This is a genomic window from Cryobacterium sp. M91, from assembly GCF_002929615.1.
Classification (GTDB): domain Bacteria; phylum Actinomycetota; class Actinomycetes; order Actinomycetales; family Microbacteriaceae; genus Cryobacterium; species Cryobacterium levicorallinum.
On record NZ_PJJT01000070.1, the window covers coordinates 23,329 to 46,422 of the forward strand.

The following is a 23,094-nucleotide window of genomic DNA, read 5'->3' on the forward strand; positions in this document are numbered from 1 at the left end:
TGGCCATGAGCGACGAAGCAGAGCCGATGAGTATGACGGTGTACCCGAAGGTGGACGGCACTTGGTGGGCCCGCGTCTGGAGCGCTTCAGGCGAGGTCATGTATGAGGCGCCGACCAGATGGAACGGGGAGGGCGGATTTTACAATACGGGACTCGATTTCGTGGTCGCGCACATCCCGCCCAGGTATGCATACAAGGGCTCAGCGAGCTGGGAGCAGCTCGACGACGGTTCCTTCACCACCGTCCTGCATCGACTACTCCCGGGCTTCAGCTAAGGATGCTCATCGTTGCGGCAGAATTGCCTGGCCTTGACCCCGGAGAGTGGACACGGGTTAAGCGGCGAGTTGGATCTCTGCGGCCTGTGACGAGTATTGCAGCTCGAAGTCCACAGGCGTGACGTGCCCGATCGAGGAGTGGCGACGGCGGCGGTTGTAGCAGTCCTCGATCCACGCCGCGACGTCTCGAATCGCCCGATCCCGGGTGGGCCAGATCCGTCGGTAGTAGAACTCCGTTTTGAGGGTCGCGAAGAAGCTCTCGGCCATGGCGTTGTCCCAACAAATTCCGGTGTATCCCATGGACCGGGTGATGCCATTCGCGGCGGCGAATTCGGTGATCTGTGCCGAAGCGTATTGGGTGCCACGGTCGGAATGGAAAATCACCGTCTCCGGGCGGTCCCCGCGCAGCACCATGGCCATCGTGAGGGCATTCTGGATGAGGTCGGTGCGCATATGGTCGGCGATAGCCCAACCGATGACTCGGCGACTGTGGGCGTCGATGACGGTCGCCAAATACACCCACCCCTCCCACGTCCTCAGGTAGGTGATATCGCCGACCCAGACCTGGTTCAGAGCGCCGGTATCCCACTTCCGTTTCACGGCGTCCACTGGGTAAGCGTCAGCGTGGTCGATGATGGTCGTCGACTTCCATTTCTTCGGGCAGATCCCCGCCAAACCCAGGCGTTTCATGGTTCTGGCAACGGTCTTGCGGGAGATGATCTCCCCGTCAGCACGCAGGTCGACGAGGATCCGCGGTGCCCCGTAGACCTCGTCAGAATCGCCGTGGAAGAAGGTGACTTTTTGCTCGATATGTTCCCGCCGGATGGCCGCCGGCGAGGGCGCGCGGTCCATCCACGCGTAGTAGCCAGAGCGGGAGACCTCGAGGAGACGGACCATGCGGGTGATGGTGAAGTTGGTCTTCTCCGCCAGCATCAGTTCGAACGCTTGCCGTTCGTATCCGATGCTTCCTGGGCGAAGAAGATGGACGCTTTTTTTAGAAACGCCCTGTCCATCTTCAGATCCGCGTTTTCCTTCCGCAGCCGCAGCAGCTCCGCCCTCTCGGACTCCGTCACCTCCGCTTGTCCGGTCTCGTTGCGGGCCTTGAACGCGGTCACCCAGCGGCCCAACGTAGCCTCGTTGATGCCGAGCTCGCGGGCGACGGTCGCGACCGCTCTGCCGGTGGTCATCACCAGCTTCACGGCCTCGTCTTTGTACTCAGGGGTGAAGTCCCGACGTGATCTTGCCATAGTGAACATTCTCTCTTGTGAGGTGTCCACACAACGGGGTCAGGGCCAGCCCCGGTTCACAGCCAAGACGTTGATCGCGCATGTGGGGGTGTCTCTCCATGGGAGGAAACCTTTACTTTGGCGCGTACAAGGCAATTGATACAAGGTGACCCTTGTATTTCCGGGCTACGCGGAATCTCAAACTGGCGTCTTGTGAACGATCGTTACCGAACGTCACACGCCACAAATCCTTAGCGTCGGATATTCGATGAATTCACAAGCCACCCCTTCTGGACCGGCACCGCGCCGAGCTGGCTGAGCTCACCGACCAGCACGCCTACTGGGAAGCCGTTAGAGCCGCGCAGATCGCCATGGGCCAGGCGACTGGCCACAGCCGCGACACGATCAAGAAGGGCGACCGGGTGAAAATTCGCGGTCAGTGGCGCGAAGTTGTGCGCGCCAACCCCAAAACAGTCAGCGTCACCACCGGCTACAGCTGGACCGACACCACGCCCTACGCGGAGATCCAGGAACACCAACGACCCCGGCTCGCTCGCCCGCGGTCGGCCCCGCAGGACCGGCCGTGAGGGGGACGGCGCCCCCTCACACTCCCCCACCAGGTGAACCCAGCCGACGGCCGGCCCCACAGGGAAGCGGCTGCGCCGCTGGCGTTCCCATTCAAGACTTTTCTTCCCTTGGTGTCCGGTCATCGTAGTTCGCTCCATGCCTACGCACCCGCACTCTCGGACGCGGGCGCACTCCCTTACTTCGCCCGAGACTGCGGGCGCTGCGGCACTCCCGCTCTCAATCGATTCTCTCGCCACCAAGGGCAGAAAAACGGTGGACGACAACACAACCACTGCCCACGAGAGCCGGAACCCCGCGCAACTCACCAACTCAGGAGAGAGAACCCCATGACCACCACCATCCGCAGCGTCAAGATCAACCCGACCGAGACCATCACCACCCTGAACCTGACCCCAAGCAGCATCGGGGCAGGCATCAGCGCCGCCATTGGCTGCTCCATGTTCGACGTCGTCGGCTTGACCGACAGCATCGACTTGTTCGTCGACGACGAAGGACTCATCAACGGCTCACCACTGAACCTGCCCGCAACAGTGCTCGCCCACCTCCTCGGCAGCCCCACCGTCATCTTCGGCACCGCCATCGCCGTCAGCGTCACCCCCGACGGCGAAACCATCGGCCTCACCGACTCCCAGTTCACGAGGATCCAAAAGGCACTCGCTCAGAAACCCGACGACAGCACCATCGACACACTCGTCGAGAGCTTGTCCCCCTTCCCCACAGTGGTCGGCATGCTCCGCAACATCTAGCCACAACCACCGGCTGGCCCGCGAGGCCAGCCGGTGAGGGTGACCCCTCACACTCCCCCGGCGCCCGCCACGGACAGCGATTGGTGCTGGGTGTTTCGGGCTTGTGCACGCGTTGAAATGACAGTATTACGGGTAATAACTGTATTACTGCTTTTAGCAGCAATAATGGCGATAGTGTTAATGCTGCTATTGTGTGTAATGTCAGTAAAACAGTATTGCCATTTATGGTGTTAATGACAGCATTAACGGTATTGTCAGTATTGACGTCAAGAGAAATGAGCATGTATGCCTCCGGCACTCGATCGCACCGCGTTGGAACGCGTTATCGCTGTCATCAACGGCAAGGGAGGAGTCCTCAAGACAACTCTCACCGCCAACATCGGCGGCATGCTCGCGAACAACGGCTACCGAGTCCTGCTCGTGGACCTCGACCCGCAGGGCAATCTCGCTGAAGACCTCGGGTACACCGACGATGAGAGAGACGACACCGGACGAGCACTCGCACAAGCGCTCATGTTCGGCGGGGGAGCAGCACCCATCAGAGAGGTCCGGCCGAACCTAGATGTCTTTGCCGGAGGGCCTGCGCTCGACCAGGCCACGGCAGGACTCTCTGCAAAGGCAAACAAAGACCCAGACGGCGCCAAGCTCGCCGTCGCGCATCTACTCGCCCCGCTCGCCGGCGACTACGACATGATCCTCATCGACTGCCCACCCGGCGACGAGACCCTCCAGACCGCCGCCGTCGCCGCTGCCAGGTGGGCACTCGTGCCTGTGAAGAGTGACAAATCAAGCCGCAAGGGACTCGGCGCCGTCGCTGCACGCCTCGACGCCGTCCTGGGAGTCAATCCGACCCTCGACCTGCTGGGCGTCGTTCTCGTCGACGTCGGCACATCCGCTCACGTCGTCCAGCGCGAAGCTCGCGAACACATCGCGGAGCTCTTCAACGCTGACAACAACGTCGTCTTCACCGCCACGGTCCGTCATAGCGAAGCAACCGCCCAGGCCACAAGAGAACGGGGCCTCCTCGTCCACGAACTCGACGCGCAGGTGCGAAAGGGCCCGAAGTGGTTCGAGATCCGCCGAGGCGAAGCCCAGGCACAGGCTCTCGCACCACGGACAGCCTCATCAGTCGCAGACGACCTGCAAGCCATCACCCAAGAAGTTGTGGCCCGAATCACCGCGGCCGAGAGCCAGAAGGCCCTCGCATGAGCGACGACACCCCCAACCGACAAATCGGCGGCCTAGCGCACCGTGCCAGGACTCCCGACTTGAGTCGTCTGCAAGCAAGGAACCGAACTGAACCCACACCGCAGCCCGTTCAGCAGCCCAAGGTGTCCAAGCCTGCTGCGGCTCCGGCACGGAAGTCTGCCCTTGTGGTAGAACCGACCGCGAGGATGACCACGTACTTGTCTGCGCAGACCAGATATCGTGCGCGCGCAACGTACCGGGCTACGAGCCACCTCGAGGGCGACAAGAGTTGGTCTGACTTTGTCGAACGAGCGATCAAAGCCGAAGTGGAACGCAGAGAACTCCTGCACAACGCAGGGGAGCCATACGAAGGCGATAGCTCGCCGCTGCCGGTCGGGCGACCGCTCAGCTAATCAGATGTTTATCTGATGTAGTGTGTGGGTATGAGTACCGCGACATTCACTGACCTTTTGCGTAAGCCCAAGGAGGTCTTGGCTCACATCGATGAGGGTCAGGTCCGGATCACCCGCCGTGATGGTGACGATCTCGTGATCCTGCGCGGGCACGATCTCGACGTCCTCGAGAACGGTGTCGCCCTGTCGAGTCGCCTCATTCGGGCGATCGGCCGGAACAAGGGCGACGTCGCGGCCGCGCTGACTGATCTTTTCGCTTGGACGGGGGAATTCACCCCGGGGGAGCTCGCCGCGTACGCGGCCGAGATCGAGCAGCTCGTTTATGCCGCTAGCGAGCTGGGCACGTTCGAGCGTCTGCTGCGGGCGCAGCAGGAGTGGCAGGAAACGGCGCTGGCGTACGCGATGGGCATGCGACTCGTCGAGCCCATCGAGCTGCCCGCCGCCCCGGTCCGCGTAGAACGCCCGTAAATGGCGGGGAAGCGTGGCATCGCGGTTTCGCGGCCGATCAAGGGCACCGAATACGAGATCTTCTTCGGCAACACTGCAGCCCAACGCGGGTGGACCGATTTGAAGGCGTCCGCGAAGAACGCCCTCACGGACGCCTATGACTATCTCACTGCGCATCCCGCGCAGTACGACCCTGATCGCTGCTACCAACTCCGAGGAGATCTCTCCACAGTCCTGGTCGATGGCGTGGCCCTGCCGCAGTGGCAGTACAAAGTCACTGACGGTGCTCGCCTTTGGTACGCCGTTGACGAGCCCAACGCGAAGGCGAAGACGCCAGGACGCGTGTACATCACGAAAGCCGCGACCGGCCACCCCAACGAGACGGACTCGAAGAAGAACTTCCGCTAGCCGCCACGAAACGCCAACACCGCCGGCGCCAAGATCCACCAGGAGCCCGGCCTGTCGACGAATCCTCGCCGCGACGTGGGGGCGCAGTGGGGGATTTGGGCTGGCGGTCTACTTCTGCTTGGGGCGTGCCGTCTGTGCTTCGGCGCGGTCGGCGCGGGTGCGCTGGTCACGTTCGCTCGTGCGTGACTGGTCCAGGTCGGCGCGCAGCTGGGTGAGTTGCTGCTCGAGGGCGTCCCGCACGTCGGTGACGCGCTGCTCGGCGTAGGAACGCTCCCTGGCGGCCTCGGCCGTGGCACTGTCGCGTTCGCTGGTGACCGTGGCTAGGCGCCCGGTGAGTACGAGCGTTTCCGTCCGGGCGCTCTCGCGCTCCGTCCGGGTCTGGTCGAGCAGGTCACGGGTGCTCGAAGCGTCCGTCTCTGCTCGCTCGGTGCGCGCCGCGGCGGCGTCGGCCTGCGCGGCCGCGGCGCGCGCGGCTGCCAGGGCCTCGTCCTTGGCTGCTGTGGTCGTTGTGACGAACTCTTGGGCCTCGGCGAGCTGTGCCGTCGTGGTCGCGTTCTCGACGGTCAGAGCGTCCATCTGGGCAGCCAGGCTGGCAATCTCTGCGGTCGCGCGCGTCTCGTTCTCGCCCGCAACGACCAGGTCTCCCTCCAGGACGGCTGCCCGCTGCTCGAGCACGGACAGGGTCGTGCTGAGTTCGTCGACGTGGGCGGCTGATTCCTCGGCCGCCGCGTCGGCTTCGGCCCGCTCGGTCTCGGCCTTACGCGTGGCGGTCTCGGCACGGTTGGCGCGGGCGGCCGCAGACGCGACCTGCTCGGCCGCGTCAGAGGTGACGGCCTCGATCTGTGCTTCTGCTGCGTCGGGATCCGCGACCGTGCGGATCTCGTCGACGAGGCTGACGAGCTGCTGCTGGAGGTGCTCGACCATGCCGGCGACTTGGGCCCGCAGCACGCTGGCCCGCTGGCGGGCGGCATCGACGGGGAGCTTGTCGTCCTCGACTGTGCGCTCAACCCGGCCGGACTCGGCGCGGCGGGCCCGCCACGCGGCGGCACGGTTGTGGGCGGGGTTGGTGCAGTAGCCGGCGGGCCGGCCGACGCCGGGCGTGGCGTCCACGGGCTCGTCGCAGCCGGGGAAACCGCAGGTACGCGCGCCGGTGATCTCGGGGATACTCATACTCATATAGTACCACTCGCACGCAATACTTAAACGAAAAACGATAACGAATTACGAAATTGGGGGATCTCACTACGGTGGTGTCATTTTCCGTTCACGATTGCACAGATGTCCGTTCACGCCTGCACACCTGGTTCGGAGATCGACTGACGCGTTCTGTTCTGCTCGGTTAGCCTCTGGATTGGTCTTTGAGTCGACGTCGACAATGAGTCGCATCACAGCGACTGACGTAGCGCGTCGGATACGCTGGCGGAGTGGAGTGGACGAAGGCCTGGTTCGAAGCGCGCGGTTTCGAGGGCTGGAAGCCTTGGTGCGGACTGACAATCAACGATTTGCCCCACGAGCGCGGTGTATACATAGTCGTCGGTGACGCGGAGCGCCCCAGCTTTCTTGCCGAGAGCGTTGGCGGCCCACACAAAGGCGTCCCCCTCACAACGGACGTGACCACGCTCAACGCCGCATGGACCGGCAGCGAGGTCCTATATATCGGAAAAGCGAACGCCGGCCGAGGCCTTCGCGATCGCCTATGGGCATACGCGCGGCAGGAGCGTGGGAGCAGCGCAGGGCACTTTGGCAGACGCTACCTCTGGCAGCACCCATCATCAAGTCCCAATCTACGTGTGGGATGGAGGGAGACTGGCGAGCTTGATGCAGGCGAAGTCGAAGAAGCCCTCATCGCACTCTTTATCGAGAAGTATGGCGACCGCCTGTTCGCAAACTTGAAAGACGGCTACCGGTTCTACTCCATCGGAGGCGCGCGAGTATCTAGAAGGCTGGTTCTAGGGCACCGCCCTTCTTGTGCAGAGGAGTCGTGAGTAAAACGGTAATAATGCAGGGGAGTACGGAAAAACCAGTGTTCAACACTCGCCTGCACAACCCCGAAAACACGCAGCGCATTGTGCAAACGAGTACGGAAAATGACACTGGCGATGCCGGTCATGCGACCTGGTCAGCATGATGTGAGACGGCTGCCAAAACGACGGCCTATTTCGTAGTAGATAATCAAAGTGAGCCGTACACGCGACTTGTTTCGGGAGGGATTCACGTGGCCGTACCGTCCAAGGTGAGTGTAAAGCCGCTAAGCACGACCGAGATGAACGCGAGGGCCTCAGCGTTCGTCGCGAAGTGGAGATACGAGAGTCGCGAGCACGCCGAGTCGCAGACCTGGTGGAACGAATTTTTCGCCATCTTCGGTGTCGACCGCTACTCCACAGCAGTATTCGAGCGTTGGGCGAAGCGTGCTTCGACCGGGCACCAGGGCCGCATCGATGTCTTCATGCCGGGCGTGATGATTGCCGAGCACAAGTCGCTCGGCAAGGACGGCGGTAAGGCCGAAAGCCAGGCCGAGGACTACCTCGCGGGCGGCGACATATCAGCGGCCGAGATGCCCCGTTACATTGTGAGCACAGACTTCGCGGAAGTGCAGATTACGGACCTAGCCTCGCCCGCCGACCCGCCGTTACGCTTTCCCATCACGAAGTTGTCGCGGTACATTTCCCGCTTCGCGTTTCTCTCCGGATACAAAGCCCCGGTTCGCTCGGTCTTGGAGCAGACAGCCGTTTCCGTCAAAGCGGCCCGGCAGATGGGCAAGCTGTACGACGCCTTGCTCGGCGATCTCGACGCGAACGGCGAAGGACACGATGCCGAGCAAGCTGCCATTTTTATGACGCGCATCCTCTTTCTGCTCTATGGCGACGACGCCGACGGGCTCTGGGAACCGGACGCGTTCCGCAATTTTGTCGAGCATGCGACGGTGCCGGATGGTTCGGACACGGGTTCTCAGATTTCCCTTCTCTTCCAAATCCTCGACACTCACAAGACGAAGCGTTCGGCCCGGCTCGACGACCATTTGGCAGTTTTCCCGTACGTGAACGGTGGCCTGTTCAGCGAGCGCGTTGACATTCCGGTCTTCGACCATTCGATGCGCGAAGCGCTCCTGGCCGCAGGAAGGTTCGAGTGGAGTGATGTTTCGCCGGCCATCTTCGGAAGCCTGTTCCAGGGGATGTCCAGCCGTAAAGAACGCCGTGAGCACGGCGAGCACTACACAACTGAAATCAACATACTGAAGACGCTCCGTCCGCTTTTCCTTGACGAGATGGAGGAGAGGTTGCAGGCGGCATGGCCGTCGGTCGCAGCGCTCACCACCCTTCACAACTCGCTCGCGGAGTTTCGCTACCTGGACCCGGCGTGCGGGAGCGGAAATTTTCTCATTGTGGCTTATCGAGAAATGCGAGACCTTGAGTTGCGCCTACTCGTGCGTCTGCGTGAGCTTCAAGGCCAGGTCGACTACGCTCTCGATGGAACTTGGGAACTCAAGGTCACCCTCGACCAATTTGCCGGCATCGAAATCAACTGGTGGCCGGCGAAAATTGCCGAGACGGCGATGTTCTTGGCTGACCATCAAGCGAACCAGAAGATGGCTCTCGCCCTTGGCTCGGCACCGCAACGATTGCCCATCACGGTCGCTGCAAACATCGTTCACGCGAATGCACTGCACGTCGATTGGGCCGACGCGGTTACACCCAACGGCTCAACGATGGTCTTCGGCAACCCGCCCTTCGTTGGCCAGAAGGAGAAAGCTGCTGACCAGACAGCAGACATGCGCTTGGTTTGGGGTGCCGACTATAACGGCTATCTCGACCTCGTGACAGGGTGGCACGCGAAGGCATTGAGTTTCCTACAGGGGTCCCGCGGTTCGGCGTTCGCGTTTGTAACGACGAACTCCATCACGCAGGGGCAGCCAGTCGCTCCGCTTTTCAGGGCGATTCTGCGTGAGGGCTGGCGCATCGCGTTCGCTCACCGCACCTTCGAGTGGCAGAGCGAATCGACAGGGAAAGCGGCCGTCCACTGCGTGATTATCGGCTTCGACCGCCGGCGCGAATCGACCCCGCGACTGTTCGATTACGCGACAGTGAAGTCCATTCCGCACGAAGTGACAGTGTCTCGTATCAATGGTTACCTCCTCGACGGCCCCGACGAATACGTCGACAAGCGCCCCAAACCGCTATCAGCATTGCTCCCCGCAGTGCGCCGCGGGTCACAGGCGAGCGACTGGGGGCACCTGACCGTAATGCCGGAAGAGTTCAACCAGGTTTCGGGTGACCTGAGAGCGAAAAAGTACCTTCGTCGCTTCGTAGGCGGCGACGAGCTCATCAATTCGCTCGACCGTTGGTGCTTGTGGCTCGATGAACTTGACGCCGCAGACCTGAACGCAAGCCCGCTATTGAAGGATCGGCTCGGGAAGGTGCGCGCCGAACGCTTGGCCAGCGATAAAGCGGCGACGAAGAAGCTCGCCGACACACCGGCTCTTTTCGCTGAACGCCGGCAGCCAGACGTCGACTACCTAGGCATCCCGAACACGTTCAGCGAGACCCGCCGCTATATGACCGTCGCGCGCCTCCCGAAGTCCACAATCGCCGCGGTCAAGCTATTCACCGCGGAGGATTCCGACGGTTTCCTCTTCTCGCTCATCAGCTCGACCATGGCCCTGACTTGGCAGAAGATGGTCGGCGGCCGCATGAAGTCAGACCCCAGCTTCTCCAACACCATCGTGTGGAATAATTTCCCGCTCACTCAGCTAACAGCTACTGACCGAGAGCGCATCATCGCTGGAGGCTTAGCGGTCCTTGCCGCCCGAGCCTTGCAACCAGGCAAGAGCCTTGCATCGCTCTACAACCCGCTCGCGATGGCGCCGGAGCTAATCAAGGCCCATGACGTTCTCGACAAAGCGGTGGACAAGGCGTTTGGCTTCGCGAAGACCCCGACCACTTCGCAACGGCAGCAGCGGCTTTTCGAGCGTTACGTCGAATTGGCGCAGGCCAACCAGCTCATCGTGACGCCCACTTCCAAGCCGCGTCGCAAGACTGCAGCTGTCGCCGATCCTGTCGGAGCAGTAACCGCTACTGATAAGCAACGGCTACCATTGCGGCTCTCCTGACGTAACCTTGGGTCCGCTGGGAGAGCCCGTTTTTCCTTGATTGGTCGCGCTGATTGATGGGGTGCCGGACAGATGGGGGAGACTGAGACATGGCCCGCGCACAGATTCCAGTCAGTCGTTACGAGTTCCAGAACTTGAACGAGCGGTTCTATCGGATGGCCCCGTACCGGTACCTCGACACTCGGCTGCGTTCCCTGATCCTTACAGTGAGCGACACCGTCGACACCGCCGCCATCTGGGATGCCGGGGTTGGCTACAAAAACCTACGAATCACGGATACCGATGGTACCGATCGTAAGGAACTAGACGAGTACCTGGTACTCGAGTCGACCGTACTGCTCCACCATGCATGTGAAGCGATGCTGCGGCTCTACCTCGCACACGCATACAGGGCTGAGTGCCCATGGCTGAATCTGTCGAGCACAACGAGTCCGCGTGATTTCAAGCTCAAGGTAAAAGAGCTGGGGCGCGAACTTGACGATCCGAGCCGGGTAGCCGATGTGCTCGAAGTCTTCTCATACACCCCTAACTCCGAGGGCTTCGACGGTATAAACGAGGAGGCGTGGGAGAGCCATACGAAGGGTCTTGTTCGACTCCTCCGGCATGCTATCGAGGAGATCACGGGAAATGCCAACGCCTACAACGCAGCCAAGCATGGTCTGGCTGTCATGGCGACCGAACTCGGCGTCAAGTTCGGGGCAGACGGAGAGAACCCTCTGATCGATCACCAGGGTCCGACGATCAACTACCTCGAGATGGCAGGCAATACCGACGACCGGCACTGGCGGCTGAACTCGACTTGGGTCGACCCGATGGTGAACATGGGCGTGGGCTTCCTCGTGATGGCTCAGATCAAGAGTCTCTGGACCGTTGCTCGGGCGCATCGAAAAATTGACGAGCCCCAGATATTCCACCCGATCTCTATCGACAAGGTCGAGGCGGTATTGGAGCTCAACGCCAAGATAGGGTTCAATCTCACCGGGCTCTATGAGCGGTTGCACAGTCCGGAAGACGAGAGCCATGAGCCTGCGGAGCGCGACGAGCGCTTCATGCGACCGCAAGGTTGAGGAGACGACATCACTTTCAATCAGCCGTCTTCATCCCGGTCAGGGAGAATACCGACGTCGATAGCCGGGTGGGGCAATGCGGTGCACGTTCTACGCTTCCATTTGAAGCGTGACTGCGGGTGCCCGTAAACCGTTCGTGGCGCTATGCGCAGCCGGCGCTGTTGTTTTCAGAAGTCGTCTGCACAAGTGTCAGTATTCGTCTGCACGATCCTTACGGACGCATTCGAGATGTCCGGTTGAGGTGTACCCCAACTAGGCGTCAGGCGCTCATATCGAATATTGTCAGGATAGGGTCATGTTTTGATTGGTGGACACCCCTCCTGGCGGGGTCTTAGACTTCAATCTGACAGAACAGGGGAAAAGTCACATGACGGGTCAACGAGTTGGATATGTGCGAGTCAGCACCCTCGACCAGAACACCGTCCGTCAGCTTGCTGACGTCGACGTCGACCGGGTGTTTGAGGATAAGGCGTCGGGGAAGGATCAGAACCGGCCCGAACTCGAGGAGATGATCAAGTTCGTCCGAGATGGCGATACCGTTCTCGTGCATTCCATGGACCGCCTGGCCCGCAACCTGGATGACCTCCGCTCGATCGTGCGCCGGCTCACCGCGAAGAAGGTCCGGGTCGAATTCGTGAAAGAGCAGCTCTCCTTCACCGGCGACGACAACGCGATGGCAAACCTGCTCTTGAACGTCATGGGAGCTTTTGCTGAGTTCGAGCGATCTTTGATCCGCGAACGTCAGCGCGAGGGCATCGCCCTGGCCAAGAGGCGTGGCGTCTACCGCGGCCGCACCCCATCATTGGACGCGGCCCGCGCCGCGGAGCTGCGCGAGAAGGTCGCCGCCGGAGTGCCGAAAGCTGCGCTCGCTCGACACTTTGGGATCAGCCGCGAAACCGTTTACGCCTACCTCCGCGCCGAGGTTTGAAGGACTCTCCCCTGAGGCAGGCACCATGCCTGCAGCTAGGGGAGTGGGCGAGTTCGCGGTGCCTCGTCTACTGGCGCGGAACACGCGCCAGGGCCAACGCCGCGTAGGGCATCGCCGAAGGGCTGGCACGGCTGGCGGAGTGCAGGACTAATGAAAAACTCCGGGTCCGCCAAGGCGAAGTACCGGAGTTCCCAATTCGTGGCCCAAGTAACATGAGACAGCGGTCATCAAGGGCTTGCAGATCAATCTTAGCTCGGAGGGCGTCCTGTGGCAACGACATCGAGCGACGGGCTCTGGATAGAGGAATGGCTCAGCACCGGCCGGTTCTCCACCTACCTCACCGCCGCCGGAGGATCTCGCTCACGCGCGCTTGAGCTCTATGAGTGGAACGCAAAGCTGAGCGCGGCTTTCTTGCACGATCTGAGCCATCTGGAAGTCGGTCTGCGTAATGCGTGCGATCGCCAGCTTGCAGCGGCCACGCTCCCTGGTGACGCGCACTGGACGGATCCGGCGACACTGCTGACATTGTTTCCCGTCGTGATGAGAAAGGACCGGGCGACCGGCCGCTTGCGCGACGTCAATAAGATCGCTCGTGGCAACGTTGAGCGGGCGCGGATCAACGCAGCGACGTCACCACACACGCCGCCGATACCGGGCAAAGTCGTCGCCGAACTCATGTTCGGCTTCTGGACCTACCTCTTCGCGGACGCTCATGAGAAAACCATCTGGGTTCCTCATCTCCACAAAGCCTTCCCACCAGGGACCGACAGGAACCCGCTCAATGACGCGTTGGCCGCGCTTCGATATTTCCGAAACAGAGTGGCGCACCACGAGAACATCCTTTATGGCTCTGAAAGCGAACGTCGCCGAATTGTCTACGTCATCCGGTTGCTCTCTGCTGACGCGCTCGCTCACTTCAAAGCCAACAGCGAGGCAGCCATGATCCTGGCCGGCCGACCGTAGGGAAGCTTCTGAGACTGTCGATGAGGACGGCCGGATTGAGGCTATGTGTCCAGGAAATCCCATTCGCTACCCAAAACCCATCGCAATGCAGAGAGTTTGTCGTGCAGCATGCCCAACTCGAAGTCAGAGTAGGGGCCAATCTCTCCAGGCTCCAAATAGGTGGCTTCAACCCGGCGGCGCCCTGACCCTGCAATTTTGAGAAGCTCCTCGACCGCTTCTGGCCGTCTGAGCTAAGGAAGTTAGGACGTAGAGGTGGAGAGTCGAGGGCTACTCCGCCAGGTTTACGCCGGCGTCGGAGGCGAGCACCTTGATGAGGGCTGATGCATTCTCTTCACCATAACCCGCACTAAATGCTCGCTCGAGAGTTGAAACGGTGGCCAACGTGGCTGGCACGTGGACGCCCAGACTGTCGGCGAAGTTCCTCACCAGGTTGCCGTCCTTGAGCATGAGCTTGAGTGCGAAGTTCGGAGAATAGTCATCCGCAAGCACCGCAGAGCCTACGCCGTTAAAGATGGGCGAACGAAAATCGGTAACCTCAAATACGCCCAGCACGTCGTCAAGATTGAGTCCAGCCTTTTTTGCGAGCGAAAGTGACTCTCCAAGTGCTTCAAGCTGGGCTGCAACGACAAGATTACCCACCAACTTCATCTTCGCGCCGTTTCCGGCCGGTCCCATATAGTGCAGCGTTGCGCTGATCGGTTCCAGAACACTCTTGGAACTTTCGAACGTCGCCTCATCGCCGCCAACGACAATCCACAGGCCTCCGTTAGCGGCTTCCTCCTTCGACCCGAACACGGGCGCATCAAGAAAGCGCACTCCCCGGGCGGCAAAGGCAGCCGCCTCGACTGCGCTGGTCTCAGGGGAGATAGTCGACAGATCAATCACGATGGTTGACGCGTCGACGCTCGCCGCAATCCCCTGCGGGCTGAGAGCCACATCGTGTACAGCGACGTCGTCAGCCAGGGCGTACATAACGAACTCGGCTCCCGCTACTGCCTCCGCGATGCTCGCAGCAAGGCGAACTCGCTCCAGTACGTCGTGCGGCAGAGGACTGCGATTCCAAACCGTGATTTCGTGCCCAGCAGCCACCAGATTGAAAACCATGCCTTGGCCCATGGTGCCCATACCAATAAATGCAATTGCGCTCATGCTGGTTCCATTCGTTCGTTAAAGATCTGATTTACAGTGCTTCCCCGATCGTCGGCTCGCGGATGATGGGGTCGAAGAGATCGTCGGTGATTCCCGCTGGCATCTGCGCGAGAGAAAAAAGTTGAAAAAGCGTCTGGCGCTCAAACTCGGAGCTATCGGCAACGAGAAAGGATGATGTCGCGATCGACAGCATTCGTGCGCTTGAGATTCAGTTCGTAACCGTCGGTGTTCAGGGGTCTGGCCATGGACAGTGAGGCGGGGTTCTGGTTTCGCGGAATCTCGGGGTTTTTGTTTGGTGCAGCCTGTTAATTTTGCCCAATTTTCGATAAAATTGATTTATACAAACAGACGTTTCAAAGAAAGACGGAAGGTGGATTTCATGACGACACAACTTCCCTCCCGTTCGCACAGTGCAGGTTTGAGTTGCCCCAAAATATACCCGAGACGCCCATGTCAGGACCACTGGGACCTGTGAAGACTATTCGATTTTCTCGCAACTGATGCTGATCAATGAACTTTCGACCGCGAAGCGTGGCCACTCTGTCGAGACTTTCGAGAACGCATCCGAAGAGAGAGTCTCTTGCCAGGCATCCCAGCTTTCGACGCTAATGTCTTCCACCACGTTGTAACTGACACCGTCTCCGATCCCTTGGTTGACGAGGAAAACTTCGAAGCTGTTGCATGTGGGCATCGAGTTGCAGATTGGCTGGTCTACGGTTCGAGACCATTCCTTGAATTCTTTAAGATTGACACCGGGTCGAAGGTTGTAAAAGGTAAAGATTCTCGTTGACATGTTAGGCATTCCTTGTGGTTGTAATGGTTGAACTAAGCGCTTCCAGAAACCTGAGATAGGCGGTGGCACCAGCGTCGGCCTGGCCAATTGATCGGTCCCCGGCCCAAGCGGCTCGACCTTTTCGAGACGAGAGGGTCTTGGTAGCCTCAATGCCCTCTCGAGCAGCAACTGTCATGGCGTTTAGGACATCGGTGCCTGTGGCATGTGCTTCGTGACCGGCTGTAACGCTGGGAACGAGAGCATCGAGAATTGTCTTGTCGCCGATCCCCGATTTTCCTGCATGGGATAGCGCCCCTGCTGCTGACTCCGCAAACTGTAGAAGTGTAGATGACGATATCTCGGAATCTTCGTTGAGGAGTTTGGTAGCTTTCGCGATCGCGATCGATACGAGGGCCGCGAACGTCGAAGGATTCGCGACGCTGATCGTCTTTCCCGTCAACACGAGTACCTCACGAGGCGATATGCCCGGATCGAGCTGTCCAAGCGAGGAACGGATCGCTCTGCTTGACTCGCGGATCGTTACACCTAGATCGCCGTCGCCGACCACAGCATCAAGTTCTCTTAGTTCCTCTTCGCTTGCCTCGAGCTTCGCGAACGCAGCCACAATGTGCCCCGAGAGCTCCTTCCCGTTCATAGCTTGCTCCGTATGAATGGCGACAATGCTTCGTCGGCGAGCAGCGGACGAAGCACATCGTCCAGGTGCAACACGGTTATAGACGCTCCAGCCATTTCCAGACTTGTCGAATAATCGCCGATGTAGCTTCGCTCGATTTTGAGCCCAGCATCCGCAGCCAGTAAAGAGAGCCGACGAAACATTAGATAGAGCTCTTCCAACGGTGTACTACCAAGCCCATTGATGAGAACGGCTATAGAATCACCATTCTCAAGCTTGAGGTCATCCGCGATTCCCTGAAATAGTTCGGTGGTGATCGAATCCGCGTCAAGTAGCGGTGTTCGACGAGTGCCTCGTTCGCCGTGGATACCAATTCCGATCTCCATCTCACCCGGTTTAAGGGTGAAGGTAGGTTTTCCAGCCGCGGGGAGAATCGCCGGGGAAAGACCCACTCCAAACGAAGCCATTCGGTTCACCGCATGGGTGGCAATCTCGGTAACTTCTTGAAGGGATGCGCCGCGCTCGGCAGCGGCCCCAGCAACCTTATACGCGAATACGAGCCCCGCTACGCCTCGGCGCGTCTCTCGACGGTCGAACGGCGCCGATGCCAGATCGTCTGTCACAACGACGGTTCGTACTGCGATTTCTTCTTCTGCGGCTGCTTCGGCGGCTTGGTCGAAATTGAGCACATCTCCGCCATAATTTCCGTAGATATAGAGCACGCCGGCTTTGCCGTCAACAAACCGTGTTGCTTCAAGAATCTGCTCCACTGACGGAGACGAGAAAACATTGCCCACTGCGACAGCGGAGCACAGGCCCTTCCCGACATAGCCAAGGAACAGTGGAAGGTGCCCGGAACCGCCGCCAGTGACGATCCCGACCCGGCCCAATAATGGCGCGTCGGGTCGAACCAAGACTCGCTTGTCGTTCGTTATGGATTTCAGTTCGCCAGGATGTGCCGCGAGGATGCCTTCAAGGACTTCGTCGACGAAATCGTCCGGCCGATTGATGATTTTTTGCATAGCTCTAGCTCTAGCTCTCTGATCGCACTAAATTGCGACCTTCGGGATGCCTTACATGTGAGCCGGGGGTGGACCTTTTCGAGAAGTCCATCCCCGGCCACCCCGGCGCTGAATCAGCCGATGGTGCCACTAGGGAAGAGCTCGCGCACCTTCCAGTCATGTTCCGGCACAATGATGTCGGCCTCCGCGTGCACTCGGTCGAATCCAGCCATGAGATCTGGGAGGTCCCAGAATGATCCAGTAGGCCAGTTGAGTTCGAGGTTCTTGTAGTTGTACATGACGTCGCTAGTTAAGCAGACGGTGCCGATGTCGGTTTTCACCATGACGACCATGCATCCAGGGGTGTGCCCACCGATCTTGACCAGTTTGACGTTGTCGTCAATTTCCACATCTCCGTCTACGATCTGCAGCCGGTCCCGGACGGCGTCAATCTTTCGAATGTATTCGGGGTAGTAGTACATGCAGAAAGTCGGCGGTTGTTCGCCGTTCGGTAGCTCGTCTTTCTGCACGATGAAGGTGGCATTCGGGAACAACTCGTTGTTCCCAATGTGGTCAAAATGCAGATGGGTAAGGACGACGATGTCAATATCTTCTGGGGTCACGCCATATCGGGCGAGGCCTGCAACCAGGTCCTGATCCTCAGACTTCGTGGTCAGCACATCGACGCCATACCGCTTCTGCATCTCGGCGACTTCTCTTGGATCGCCAAGACCGGTGTCGATCAAGATCGTCTTGTCCGTCCCTTCGAGGAGCCAGACCGGCACCGGCACCATGACCCCATCTTCGATGTCACCGTTCTCTCGAACGATGTCGTGACGGAAGCCGAAGGGCAGCCTGTCCTCATGAGCAACATCAGGATGTTCGGCCTCGTTGAGCAGCGACACACGAAGCGAGTTCTGCAGCTCACCGGTCACAATGTGATGGATTTTCACACTCATTTTATCCCATTTCCTTTTCTGTTTGATGTCCAGAGGGCGTCAGAAGCCGGTTTCATCGATGCCGTACTTCGCCACGTACTCGTCCCAGACCTCTGGCATGAGGAAATGTTCCGCTGATTCGACCTCTGCAGGAATAGCCCCGGTCTCGACGAGATACTTGTTATCTCCGTCCCAAGTCGTCTTCCAATACGAAATGCCATCCTTGGACAAAGCCATATCGCTGGATTCTTGCGCATTTGAGGCATATAGCTCTAGCTTCTGCCAGTAGTCCTTGAACGCCTCCACAGTGAGGCCGCCAGCCGTTTCCTCGTTCAGTCGGTCGGTGATGATTTTCCCGCACTCGTCGAGCTCCGCGTCGCAGAAACGGATAATTCTGTGCATCACGTTGACGAACGCGAGGACATCATCCTTGTTGCTCTCGAGGTAACTACGCTTCATCACGGCACCGTTAATGACAGGGGCACTCAAGTCGACTCCCGTAATGGCCGCCACCATGCCGTTCTTCAGGGCGGTGGCTCGCTGAGCGATACCACCAAGATAAGCGTCACCAGTTCCGGCGAGAAACGCCGCGAGCCCAGCATCCGTGTCCATATCGATGAGCTCGACGTCGTCCTGGGTCAATCCGACTGACTCGAGAGCGTCGACGACGGTCTTACCCATATCGGTTGAGAGCGTGGTGACGATGGTCTTTCCCTTGAGTTGCCGAACGGCGGCGTCGCGGGCGGCGTCACGGTCGGTCGACTCGTCTTCGAGGTCCTCGACGGACTTGATGCCGCCGTCCGGACGGACCATCATGGCGGCACCTTCGGTGAAGAAGTTCCATGCGTATGCGTAGACGACTTCGGGATCGGCATTTGCCGTGGCGACGACACCGGTAGTTGCGTAGACGGCAAGGTCGATGTCACCGGAAGCCACGACAGGCATGACTGCGTTCCACGCGAGAGACTGGAACTGCACATCAAGGCCGACTTCCTCGAACCAACCTTTCTCAGTGCCGATTATCGGCAGGTAGGTGTCCTGAAAGGGTGAGATTCCAACCTTCATCGTCGTCAATCCGGCGCCGTCCTGTGCGGAGCCGCCGGTGGCGCCGTCCTGTGCGGAGCCGCCGGTGGCGCATCCCGTCAGCGCCACGAGAAGCGCTGCCGGGATGGCAGCCATCTTTATTACTTTCATTGCGTGTCTCACTTTCGTGTTCAGAGTTTGGAATCTATGAGGCAGACTTAAGATCTGTTCGCGGACCATCGAGTGACTCGTGCGCTCACCCGCCAGATGACCTGGTCCAGGAGGACGGCCAAGATCGCGATGACGATCGTGCCCAGTAGCACGACGCTGGTGTTCAGCGTGCGGCTGGCCTGCATGATGAGCCGGCCGATGCCGTCGTTGGCGCCGAGGAATTCGGCAGCAACAATGACTGCGAACGCTAGGGCGCTTCCGATTCGGAAACCAGAGAGAAGCTCTGGAGTGATCGCCGGCAGGATGACGGTGCGGTAGATCCTGGATTCGCTTGCTCCGAGTGACCGCGCGGCCTGAGTGTAGACGGGCGGGACGTTGGACACGGCGACGGTCGTGTTGACAACCATCACCATGAAGCAGGCGAGCGCCCCAAGGAATATCTTGCCATTGTCGCCGATGCCGAACCAGAGTATGACGAACGGAATGAGAGCCACGGGCGGCACTGGACGCAGTGCTTCGATAAGTGGCGTTAGCGCGAAACGTAGAACTTGGCTTCGCGCCATGGCTAGACCTGTCAGAATTCCGAGAATGGATCCGGCCGCCCACGACACGATGACACGCATTAGCGTTGCTAGCGCATCGTTCAACAACTGCATCTTCAGAGTGGCTACAGCCGTGAGCAGCGACTCTGGCGAGGGGAAGAAGAGACCGGGAATGAGCTTCGTACCGGTAGTTAGAACCCACCAAAGAATCAACAGCGCGACAATTGCGGCAGCGCTGATGAGCGGTCCGCTGATGGAACGTCGGGGCGGCTTGCCCCCTATGCTCCCTATGCTCCCAGTCTCCTTCGGCTTTTCCAGATTAACTGAGGTCGCCATTATTCACCTCCATGAGTGTGCGAACGATATCGAGGCGCATTTTTTGGAATTCCAGGTCTGCGCGGAGCTCCAAACCCCGGTTTGACCCGAAGGGAACGTCGATGATGCTGTGCACTCGCGCGGGCCTCGGCGTCATCACGACCACACGGTCTCCCAAGAACAGAGCCTCTTCGATATCATGAGTGATGAAGAGAATGGTCTTAGGTTCTGCGGCTGCGACCTGGCGGAGGGCCAACCACATGACCTCCTTTGTGAAATGATCCAATGCTCCAAAGGGTTCATCGAGCAAGAGAATATCCGGGTTACTCGCGTATGCACGTGCGATATCAACTCGTTTGCGCATTCCACCCGACAGCTCCTTGGGGTAGGAATTCGCAAATTCGCTTAGACCGACCAATTCGATGAATCGAGCGACACGTTCATTACGCTCAACAGCGGATTTCCCCTGAGCACGAAGGCCGAAGCCAATGTTGTCCCTGACTGACAGCCAGGGGAAAACGGCATCGGACTGAAACACCACCGCTCGTTCCTGCGAGGGGCCTCTCACTCGCGAACCTCCCACACGAATCTCACCGGTGGTTGGCATTTCGAAGCCGGCGACTAGATTTAGAAGCGAAGTCTTACCACAGCCGCTGGGACCAACCACGCATACGATCTCTTCCGGGGCGATGGTCAATGCGGCGTCATTCAGCGCAACAGTTCTGCTTCGCTTGGATTCGAACACCTTTGACACTTGGTCGATTACTATCTCTTTCATGTTGCGTCCTACGCGATCTTTCTGAACTGGGTTGAGAGGGCAGGGTCTTTTAGTGTCATTGGCACGACGCCCCAATAGTCGTCGAAGGTCCTCGGTGAGGGGGCATCGGCCCAACTAAGCCAAGTGTCAAAAATTCGCTCTTCTGCATCACGTTTGTGTTGCGCCGGGAGAGTCTCGAGATCGCTGACCGGAAACACGCCGTGAGTTCGTCGGAATAGCTCCATGGCCGCAAACCAGCTTGTTTCCTGCAGCAGTTGCTCTGTAAGGCGCTCAATCCATGCTGGAGATTCGAATATGTCAGGAAGCGCTCGCAGGAACCCGTGCCATAAGTCTTGAGCCTGTTGGTCGAGGTACACCATGCCTTTTCGGTCGCCGAGAACGTGAGCGCGGATTTGGGCAATCTTCAAGTGAGCCAATATGACTCCGATATCGAATGACACGGGGCCGTAGTTGGCGAACTCGAGATCTATGACCTTGATCGAGCTGCTCAGCGGGTTCACGAGCACAGCCCCAGTGTGTAGGTCACCGTGCAAAAGACAATCTCTGCGAGTCGTGAACAGCCAGCGGGTTCTCTCCGCAAGCGCGAATGCGATCCTCTCGACGTCTTGACTGGTTTTTAGCGACGGTCGAGAAGTCCAAATCTTCTTCGAAAACGGAGCGACAAAGATGACATTCTCGCTGAACGACCGCATTGCAATATTTCCCAAGGTCGCGGCGACGTCGACGGGCACTCCGGAACGCGGATAGTCGGGTCTCGTCTTGCGCATTATCTGCGCGAGGTACAAGCCCAACGTAGATCCGACTCCAGCGACATAAATTCCGGCACCGAGTTGTTCGCGCCAATCCGAATGGCCGCGAAGATACTCGATGGCCATCATCGTTTTCGTAGGGTCGAGAGAAAGTAGCTGCGGAAGCAGGCCGGGAGCGACGAGTGAGTGTACCTGTAAGGCCAATGCTTCGCTCTGCAATCGACCAACAGTCAGTGGCGAGCTAAGCCCGAGCTTGCGGACAAAAGGAACCGCCATCTTTATGACAACCTCGCCCGCTTCCGCGCGAGCAATGAAAATCCGATTGATGTTCCCGTGACTGACCTCTTCGAGGGAGTGAACTCGGCCACCCAGGACTGCACGGCCGAAAGACATAACTTCCGGCTCTTGGTCGTCGGCGACCCGTGCTAGTTTTTCCATGAGTCAATAGTCAACTGCTAGGCGTCAACTGTCAATAGCCAGGATACGATTGGCATCATGGCCGCTACAGAGAAAAGACGAATGCAAAGCCGGACTGGATTACTGGTCGCCGAGTTCTCGAATCGCATTCGACATGGAGAGTGGGCGGGTCTTGAAAAGCTTCCCACTGAGCAGGACCTATGTGCCGAGTTTGGGGTATCGCGAGTCACGATCCGCTTGGCCCTGAATTCGCTGGAAGCGCGCGGGCTTGTGGTCTCCAAGCAAGGCAAAGGAACGTACATCTTGCGCCGGACTCCCGGTGTTCGCGCCGGCCTTCAAGAGTTAACCTCGATCAGCGCGACCATCAAAGAGATGGGCCTCGAGCCGTCAACGATCTATAAGATGAAACAGGTGAGGGCCTCGTCAAGCGAGGAGGCGAACAGCTTCGATCTGGAGCACGGAAGTAGCGTTCTCGACATCCAACGAACGATCAAGGCGGACGGTAAACCCGCCGCGTACGTCGACGATGTCATGCCGTTGTGGGTTTTTGGTGCGCATTTTAGCCCCTCTAGCCTGACGGGTTCGGTGTTTGACTACCTTCATAAACACACGTCGGTGCAGCCGCGTTATGCGGTTGCACATGTGAAGGCACGCAATACACTTCCGGATCGATGGGTTGGTGAGCATTCGTTGGTTGCGCCGGGCGGGCCATTTCTACTTCTTGATCAGATGCAATTTGACGTCGATGATCGTCCCTTCATGCACACGCGGGTCCACTTCGTGGACAATAACTTCGATTTTATGGTCCTTCGTGTCGTGTAGCGACTGAAGGGCGCCAGCTCTACCTGAACCGTCCCGGGTTTCATGCCGCCGTTTTGTTGGCGGCTTCGATATTTATCGGGCCGTTTGTTGCAGCGTAGTAGTTGCGTTCATATTCTTCGGGCGGCATGTTCCCGAGTGCGCTGTGCAGGCGCCGATTGTTGTACCAGTCCAGCCAGTCGAAGGTGAGTTTTTCGACGTCAGCGAGGGTCTTCAACGGGCCCGTCACGAAGGGTGAGTTCTTCGCCACGGCCTCGTTTTTGTAAAGCCCCATGACGGTCTCCGCGGCCGCGTTATCGTAGGCGTCGCCGATGGTTCCGATCGAGGCGATGAGGCCTTCGAGAGCGACAGTCTCGGTGAATTTAATCGATGTGTATTGAGATCCGGCATCGCTGTGATGTATCAAACCGGGCCGTACGGCGTGGCCGGC

Annotated in this window: 25 protein-coding genes and 1 pseudogene; 13 read left to right on the forward strand and 13 right to left on the reverse strand. The window is 59.2% G+C overall.

Annotated elements, in window-relative coordinates; all coding sequences use genetic code 11:
- The first annotated feature begins 5 nt into the window (after nt 1-5).
- Nucleotides 6-275 (forward strand): hypothetical protein, encoded by a 270-nt coding sequence (locus tag CXY80_RS03325; RefSeq protein WP_146070659.1) that lies wholly within the window; start codon nt 6-8, stop codon nt 273-275.
- 57 nt (nt 276-332) lie between these two features.
- Here CXY80_RS03325 and CXY80_RS03330 read toward each other — a convergent pair.
- Nucleotides 333-1,531 (reverse strand): annotated as a pseudogene (locus tag CXY80_RS03330) (IS3 family transposase).
- Nucleotides 1,532-1,872: 341 nt separating this feature from the next.
- On the opposite strand from CXY80_RS03330, the gene CXY80_RS03340 reads away from it, so the two are divergent.
- The 6 genes from CXY80_RS03340 to CXY80_RS03360 all read left to right on the forward strand — a co-directional run bounded on the left by CXY80_RS03340 (nt 1,873) and on the right by CXY80_RS03360 (nt 5,291).
- On the forward strand, nt 1,873-2,088 hold the full coding sequence (locus CXY80_RS03340; protein ID WP_104131603.1) for a hypothetical protein: 216 nt from the start codon (nt 1,873-1,875) through the stop codon (nt 2,086-2,088).
- Between the two features lie 327 nt (nt 2,089-2,415).
- Nucleotides 2,416-2,835: a DUF3846 domain-containing protein gene (locus tag CXY80_RS03345; RefSeq protein WP_104131604.1), complete on the forward strand. Its 420-nt coding sequence runs from the start codon at nt 2,416-2,418 to the stop codon at nt 2,833-2,835.
- Between the two features lie 285 nt (nt 2,836-3,120).
- Nucleotides 3,121-4,044, forward strand: coding sequence for a ParA family protein (locus tag CXY80_RS03350; RefSeq protein ID WP_104131605.1), 924 nt, complete (start codon nt 3,121-3,123; stop codon nt 4,042-4,044).
- A 185-nt stretch (nt 4,045-4,229) separates the two neighbouring features.
- Entirely contained in the window at nt 4,230-4,436 is a 207-nt protein-coding gene (locus tag CXY80_RS20665; protein WP_369828612.1) for a hypothetical protein, read from the forward strand.
- 30 nt (nt 4,437-4,466) lie between these two features.
- The gene (locus CXY80_RS03355) at nt 4,467-4,904 is read left to right on the forward strand and encodes a hypothetical protein (RefSeq protein WP_104131606.1); all 438 of its coding nucleotides are present in this window, start codon (nt 4,467-4,469) and stop codon (nt 4,902-4,904) included.
- Entirely contained in the window at nt 4,905-5,291 is a 387-nt protein-coding gene (locus CXY80_RS03360) for a hypothetical protein (protein WP_104131607.1), read from the forward strand. It begins immediately after the preceding gene.
- Between the two features lie 108 nt (nt 5,292-5,399).
- On the opposite strand, the gene CXY80_RS03365 is transcribed toward CXY80_RS03360, so the two are convergent.
- A complete protein-coding gene (locus CXY80_RS03365; protein WP_104131608.1) occupies nt 5,400-6,461 on the reverse strand; it encodes a hypothetical protein in 1,062 nt (353 codons plus the stop codon).
- A 254-nt stretch (nt 6,462-6,715) separates the two neighbouring features.
- On the opposite strand from CXY80_RS03365, the gene CXY80_RS03370 reads away from it, so the two are divergent.
- From CXY80_RS03370 to CXY80_RS03390, 5 genes are all read left to right on the forward strand, one after another.
- Nucleotides 6,716-7,276: a hypothetical protein gene (locus CXY80_RS03370; protein WP_104131609.1), complete on the forward strand. Its 561-nt coding sequence runs from the start codon at nt 6,716-6,718 to the stop codon at nt 7,274-7,276.
- A 230-nt stretch (nt 7,277-7,506) separates the two neighbouring features.
- The gene (locus CXY80_RS19995) at nt 7,507-10,398 is read left to right on the forward strand and encodes a DNA methyltransferase (RefSeq protein ID WP_233194905.1); all 2,892 of its coding nucleotides are present in this window, start codon (nt 7,507-7,509) and stop codon (nt 10,396-10,398) included.
- A gap of 89 nt (nt 10,399-10,487) precedes the next feature.
- Complete coding sequence (locus CXY80_RS03380) at nt 10,488-11,465, forward strand: hypothetical protein (RefSeq protein WP_104131611.1); 978 nt, start codon at nt 10,488-10,490, stop codon at nt 11,463-11,465.
- Between the two features lie 367 nt (nt 11,466-11,832).
- Nucleotides 11,833-12,393, forward strand: a complete 561-nt coding sequence (locus tag CXY80_RS03385; RefSeq protein WP_104131612.1) for a recombinase family protein — start codon at nt 11,833-11,835, stop codon at nt 12,391-12,393.
- 267 nt (nt 12,394-12,660) lie between these two features.
- Nucleotides 12,661-13,356 carry an Abi family protein gene (locus tag CXY80_RS03390; protein ID WP_104131613.1) on the forward strand — a complete coding sequence of 232 codons (696 nt, stop codon included), beginning with the start codon at nt 12,661-12,663 and terminating at the stop codon, nt 13,354-13,356.
- 267 nt (nt 13,357-13,623) lie between these two features.
- Here CXY80_RS03390 and CXY80_RS03395 read toward each other — a convergent pair whose 3' ends face one another.
- The 10 genes from CXY80_RS03395 to CXY80_RS03435 all read right to left on the reverse strand — a co-directional run bounded on the left by CXY80_RS03395 (nt 13,624) and on the right by CXY80_RS03435 (nt 21,866).
- Entirely contained in the window at nt 13,624-14,505 is an 882-nt protein-coding gene (locus CXY80_RS03395) for an NAD(P)-dependent oxidoreductase (RefSeq protein WP_104131614.1), read from the reverse strand.
- 31 nt (nt 14,506-14,536) lie between these two features.
- Complete coding sequence (locus tag CXY80_RS19370; RefSeq protein WP_158251553.1) at nt 14,537-14,698, reverse strand: hypothetical protein; 162 nt, start codon at nt 14,696-14,698, stop codon at nt 14,537-14,539.
- Between the two features lie 285 nt (nt 14,699-14,983).
- Nucleotides 14,984-15,298, reverse strand: coding sequence for a hypothetical protein (locus tag CXY80_RS03400; protein ID WP_104131615.1), 315 nt, complete (start codon nt 15,296-15,298; stop codon nt 14,984-14,986).
- Between the two features lies 1 nt (nt 15,299).
- Nucleotides 15,300-15,932 (reverse strand): DAK2 domain-containing protein, encoded by a 633-nt coding sequence (locus tag CXY80_RS03405; RefSeq protein ID WP_104131616.1) that lies wholly within the window; start codon nt 15,930-15,932, stop codon nt 15,300-15,302.
- Complete coding sequence (locus tag CXY80_RS03410; protein ID WP_104131617.1) at nt 15,929-16,933, reverse strand: dihydroxyacetone kinase subunit DhaK; 1,005 nt, start codon at nt 16,931-16,933, stop codon at nt 15,929-15,931. Before CXY80_RS03410 ends, CXY80_RS03405 begins: the two co-directional genes overlap by 4 nt.
- Nucleotides 16,934-17,046: 113 nt before the next feature.
- The gene (locus tag CXY80_RS03415; protein WP_104131618.1) at nt 17,047-17,871 is read right to left on the reverse strand and encodes an N-acyl homoserine lactonase family protein; all 825 of its coding nucleotides are present in this window, start codon (nt 17,869-17,871) and stop codon (nt 17,047-17,049) included.
- A 39-nt stretch (nt 17,872-17,910) separates the two neighbouring features.
- On the reverse strand, nt 17,911-19,044 hold the full coding sequence (locus tag CXY80_RS03420; protein WP_233194907.1) for an ABC transporter substrate-binding protein: 1,134 nt from the start codon (nt 19,042-19,044) through the stop codon (nt 17,911-17,913).
- Nucleotides 19,045-19,091: 47 nt separating this feature from the next.
- Nucleotides 19,092-19,922 carry an ABC transporter permease gene (locus CXY80_RS20000; protein ID WP_104131620.1) on the reverse strand — a complete coding sequence of 277 codons (831 nt, stop codon included), beginning with the start codon at nt 19,920-19,922 and terminating at the stop codon, nt 19,092-19,094.
- A complete protein-coding gene (locus CXY80_RS03430; protein WP_104131621.1) occupies nt 19,906-20,679 on the reverse strand; it encodes an ABC transporter ATP-binding protein in 774 nt (257 codons plus the stop codon). Before CXY80_RS03430 ends, CXY80_RS20000 begins: the two co-directional genes overlap by 17 nt.
- Nucleotides 20,680-20,687: 8 nt before the next feature.
- Entirely contained in the window at nt 20,688-21,866 is a 1,179-nt protein-coding gene (locus CXY80_RS03435) for a phosphotransferase (RefSeq protein ID WP_104131622.1), read from the reverse strand.
- A gap of 57 nt (nt 21,867-21,923) precedes the next feature.
- Between CXY80_RS03435 and CXY80_RS03440 the strand changes: the two genes are divergently transcribed.
- Nucleotides 21,924-22,667: a GntR family transcriptional regulator gene (locus tag CXY80_RS03440; protein ID WP_104131623.1), complete on the forward strand. Its 744-nt coding sequence runs from the start codon at nt 21,924-21,926 to the stop codon at nt 22,665-22,667.
- Between the two features lie 40 nt (nt 22,668-22,707).
- Here CXY80_RS03440 and CXY80_RS03445 read toward each other — a convergent pair.
- Nucleotides 22,708-23,094: integrase core domain-containing protein (locus tag CXY80_RS03445; protein WP_146070662.1), on the reverse strand; the 387-nt coding region annotated here is incomplete at its 5' end.

What these genes read in the sequence shown, in the direction of transcription:
- CXY80_RS03325 (WP_146070659.1), top strand. Translation starts at nt 6, where the DNA reads ATGAGCGACGAAGCAGAGCCGATGAGTATGACGGTGTACCCGAAGGTG.
- CXY80_RS03340 (WP_104131603.1), top strand. Translation starts at nt 1,873, where the DNA reads ATGGGCCAGGCGACTGGCCACAGCCGCGACACGATCAAGAAGGGCGAC.
- CXY80_RS03345 (WP_104131604.1), top strand. Translation starts at nt 2,416, where the DNA reads ATGACCACCACCATCCGCAGCGTCAAGATCAACCCGACCGAGACCATC.
- CXY80_RS03350 (WP_104131605.1), top strand. Translation starts at nt 3,121, where the DNA reads ATGCCTCCGGCACTCGATCGCACCGCGTTGGAACGCGTTATCGCTGTC.
- CXY80_RS20665 (WP_369828612.1), top strand. Translation starts at nt 4,230, where the DNA reads ATGACCACGTACTTGTCTGCGCAGACCAGATATCGTGCGCGCGCAACG.
- CXY80_RS03355 (WP_104131606.1), top strand. Translation starts at nt 4,467, where the DNA reads ATGAGTACCGCGACATTCACTGACCTTTTGCGTAAGCCCAAGGAGGTC.
- CXY80_RS03360 (WP_104131607.1), top strand. Translation starts at nt 4,905, where the DNA reads ATGGCGGGGAAGCGTGGCATCGCGGTTTCGCGGCCGATCAAGGGCACC.
- CXY80_RS03365 (WP_104131608.1), bottom strand. Translation starts at nt 6,461, where the DNA reads ATGAGTATCCCCGAGATCACCGGCGCGCGTACCTGCGGTTTCCCCGGC.
- CXY80_RS03380 (WP_104131611.1), top strand. Translation starts at nt 10,488, where the DNA reads ATGGCCCGCGCACAGATTCCAGTCAGTCGTTACGAGTTCCAGAACTTG.
- CXY80_RS03385 (WP_104131612.1), top strand. Translation starts at nt 11,833, where the DNA reads ATGACGGGTCAACGAGTTGGATATGTGCGAGTCAGCACCCTCGACCAG.
- CXY80_RS03395 (WP_104131614.1), bottom strand. Translation starts at nt 14,505, where the DNA reads ATGAGCGCAATTGCATTTATTGGTATGGGCACCATGGGCCAAGGCATG.
- CXY80_RS19370 (WP_158251553.1), bottom strand. Translation starts at nt 14,698, where the DNA reads ATGCTGTCGATCGCGACATCATCCTTTCTCGTTGCCGATAGCTCCGAG.
- CXY80_RS03400 (WP_104131615.1), bottom strand. Translation starts at nt 15,298, where the DNA reads ATGTCAACGAGAATCTTTACCTTTTACAACCTTCGACCCGGTGTCAAT.
- CXY80_RS03405 (WP_104131616.1), bottom strand. Translation starts at nt 15,932, where the DNA reads ATGAACGGGAAGGAGCTCTCGGGGCACATTGTGGCTGCGTTCGCGAAG.
- CXY80_RS03410 (WP_104131617.1), bottom strand. Translation starts at nt 16,933, where the DNA reads ATGCAAAAAATCATCAATCGGCCGGACGATTTCGTCGACGAAGTCCTT.
- CXY80_RS03415 (WP_104131618.1), bottom strand. Translation starts at nt 17,871, where the DNA reads ATGAGTGTGAAAATCCATCACATTGTGACCGGTGAGCTGCAGAACTCG.
- CXY80_RS03420 (WP_233194907.1), bottom strand. Translation starts at nt 19,044, where the DNA reads ATGAAAGTAATAAAGATGGCTGCCATCCCGGCAGCGCTTCTCGTGGCG.
- CXY80_RS20000 (WP_104131620.1), bottom strand. Translation starts at nt 19,922, where the DNA reads ATGGCGACCTCAGTTAATCTGGAAAAGCCGAAGGAGACTGGGAGCATA.
- CXY80_RS03430 (WP_104131621.1), bottom strand. Translation starts at nt 20,679, where the DNA reads ATGAAAGAGATAGTAATCGACCAAGTGTCAAAGGTGTTCGAATCCAAG.
- CXY80_RS03435 (WP_104131622.1), bottom strand. Translation starts at nt 21,866, where the DNA reads ATGGAAAAACTAGCACGGGTCGCCGACGACCAAGAGCCGGAAGTTATG.
- CXY80_RS03440 (WP_104131623.1), top strand. Translation starts at nt 21,924, where the DNA reads ATGGCCGCTACAGAGAAAAGACGAATGCAAAGCCGGACTGGATTACTG.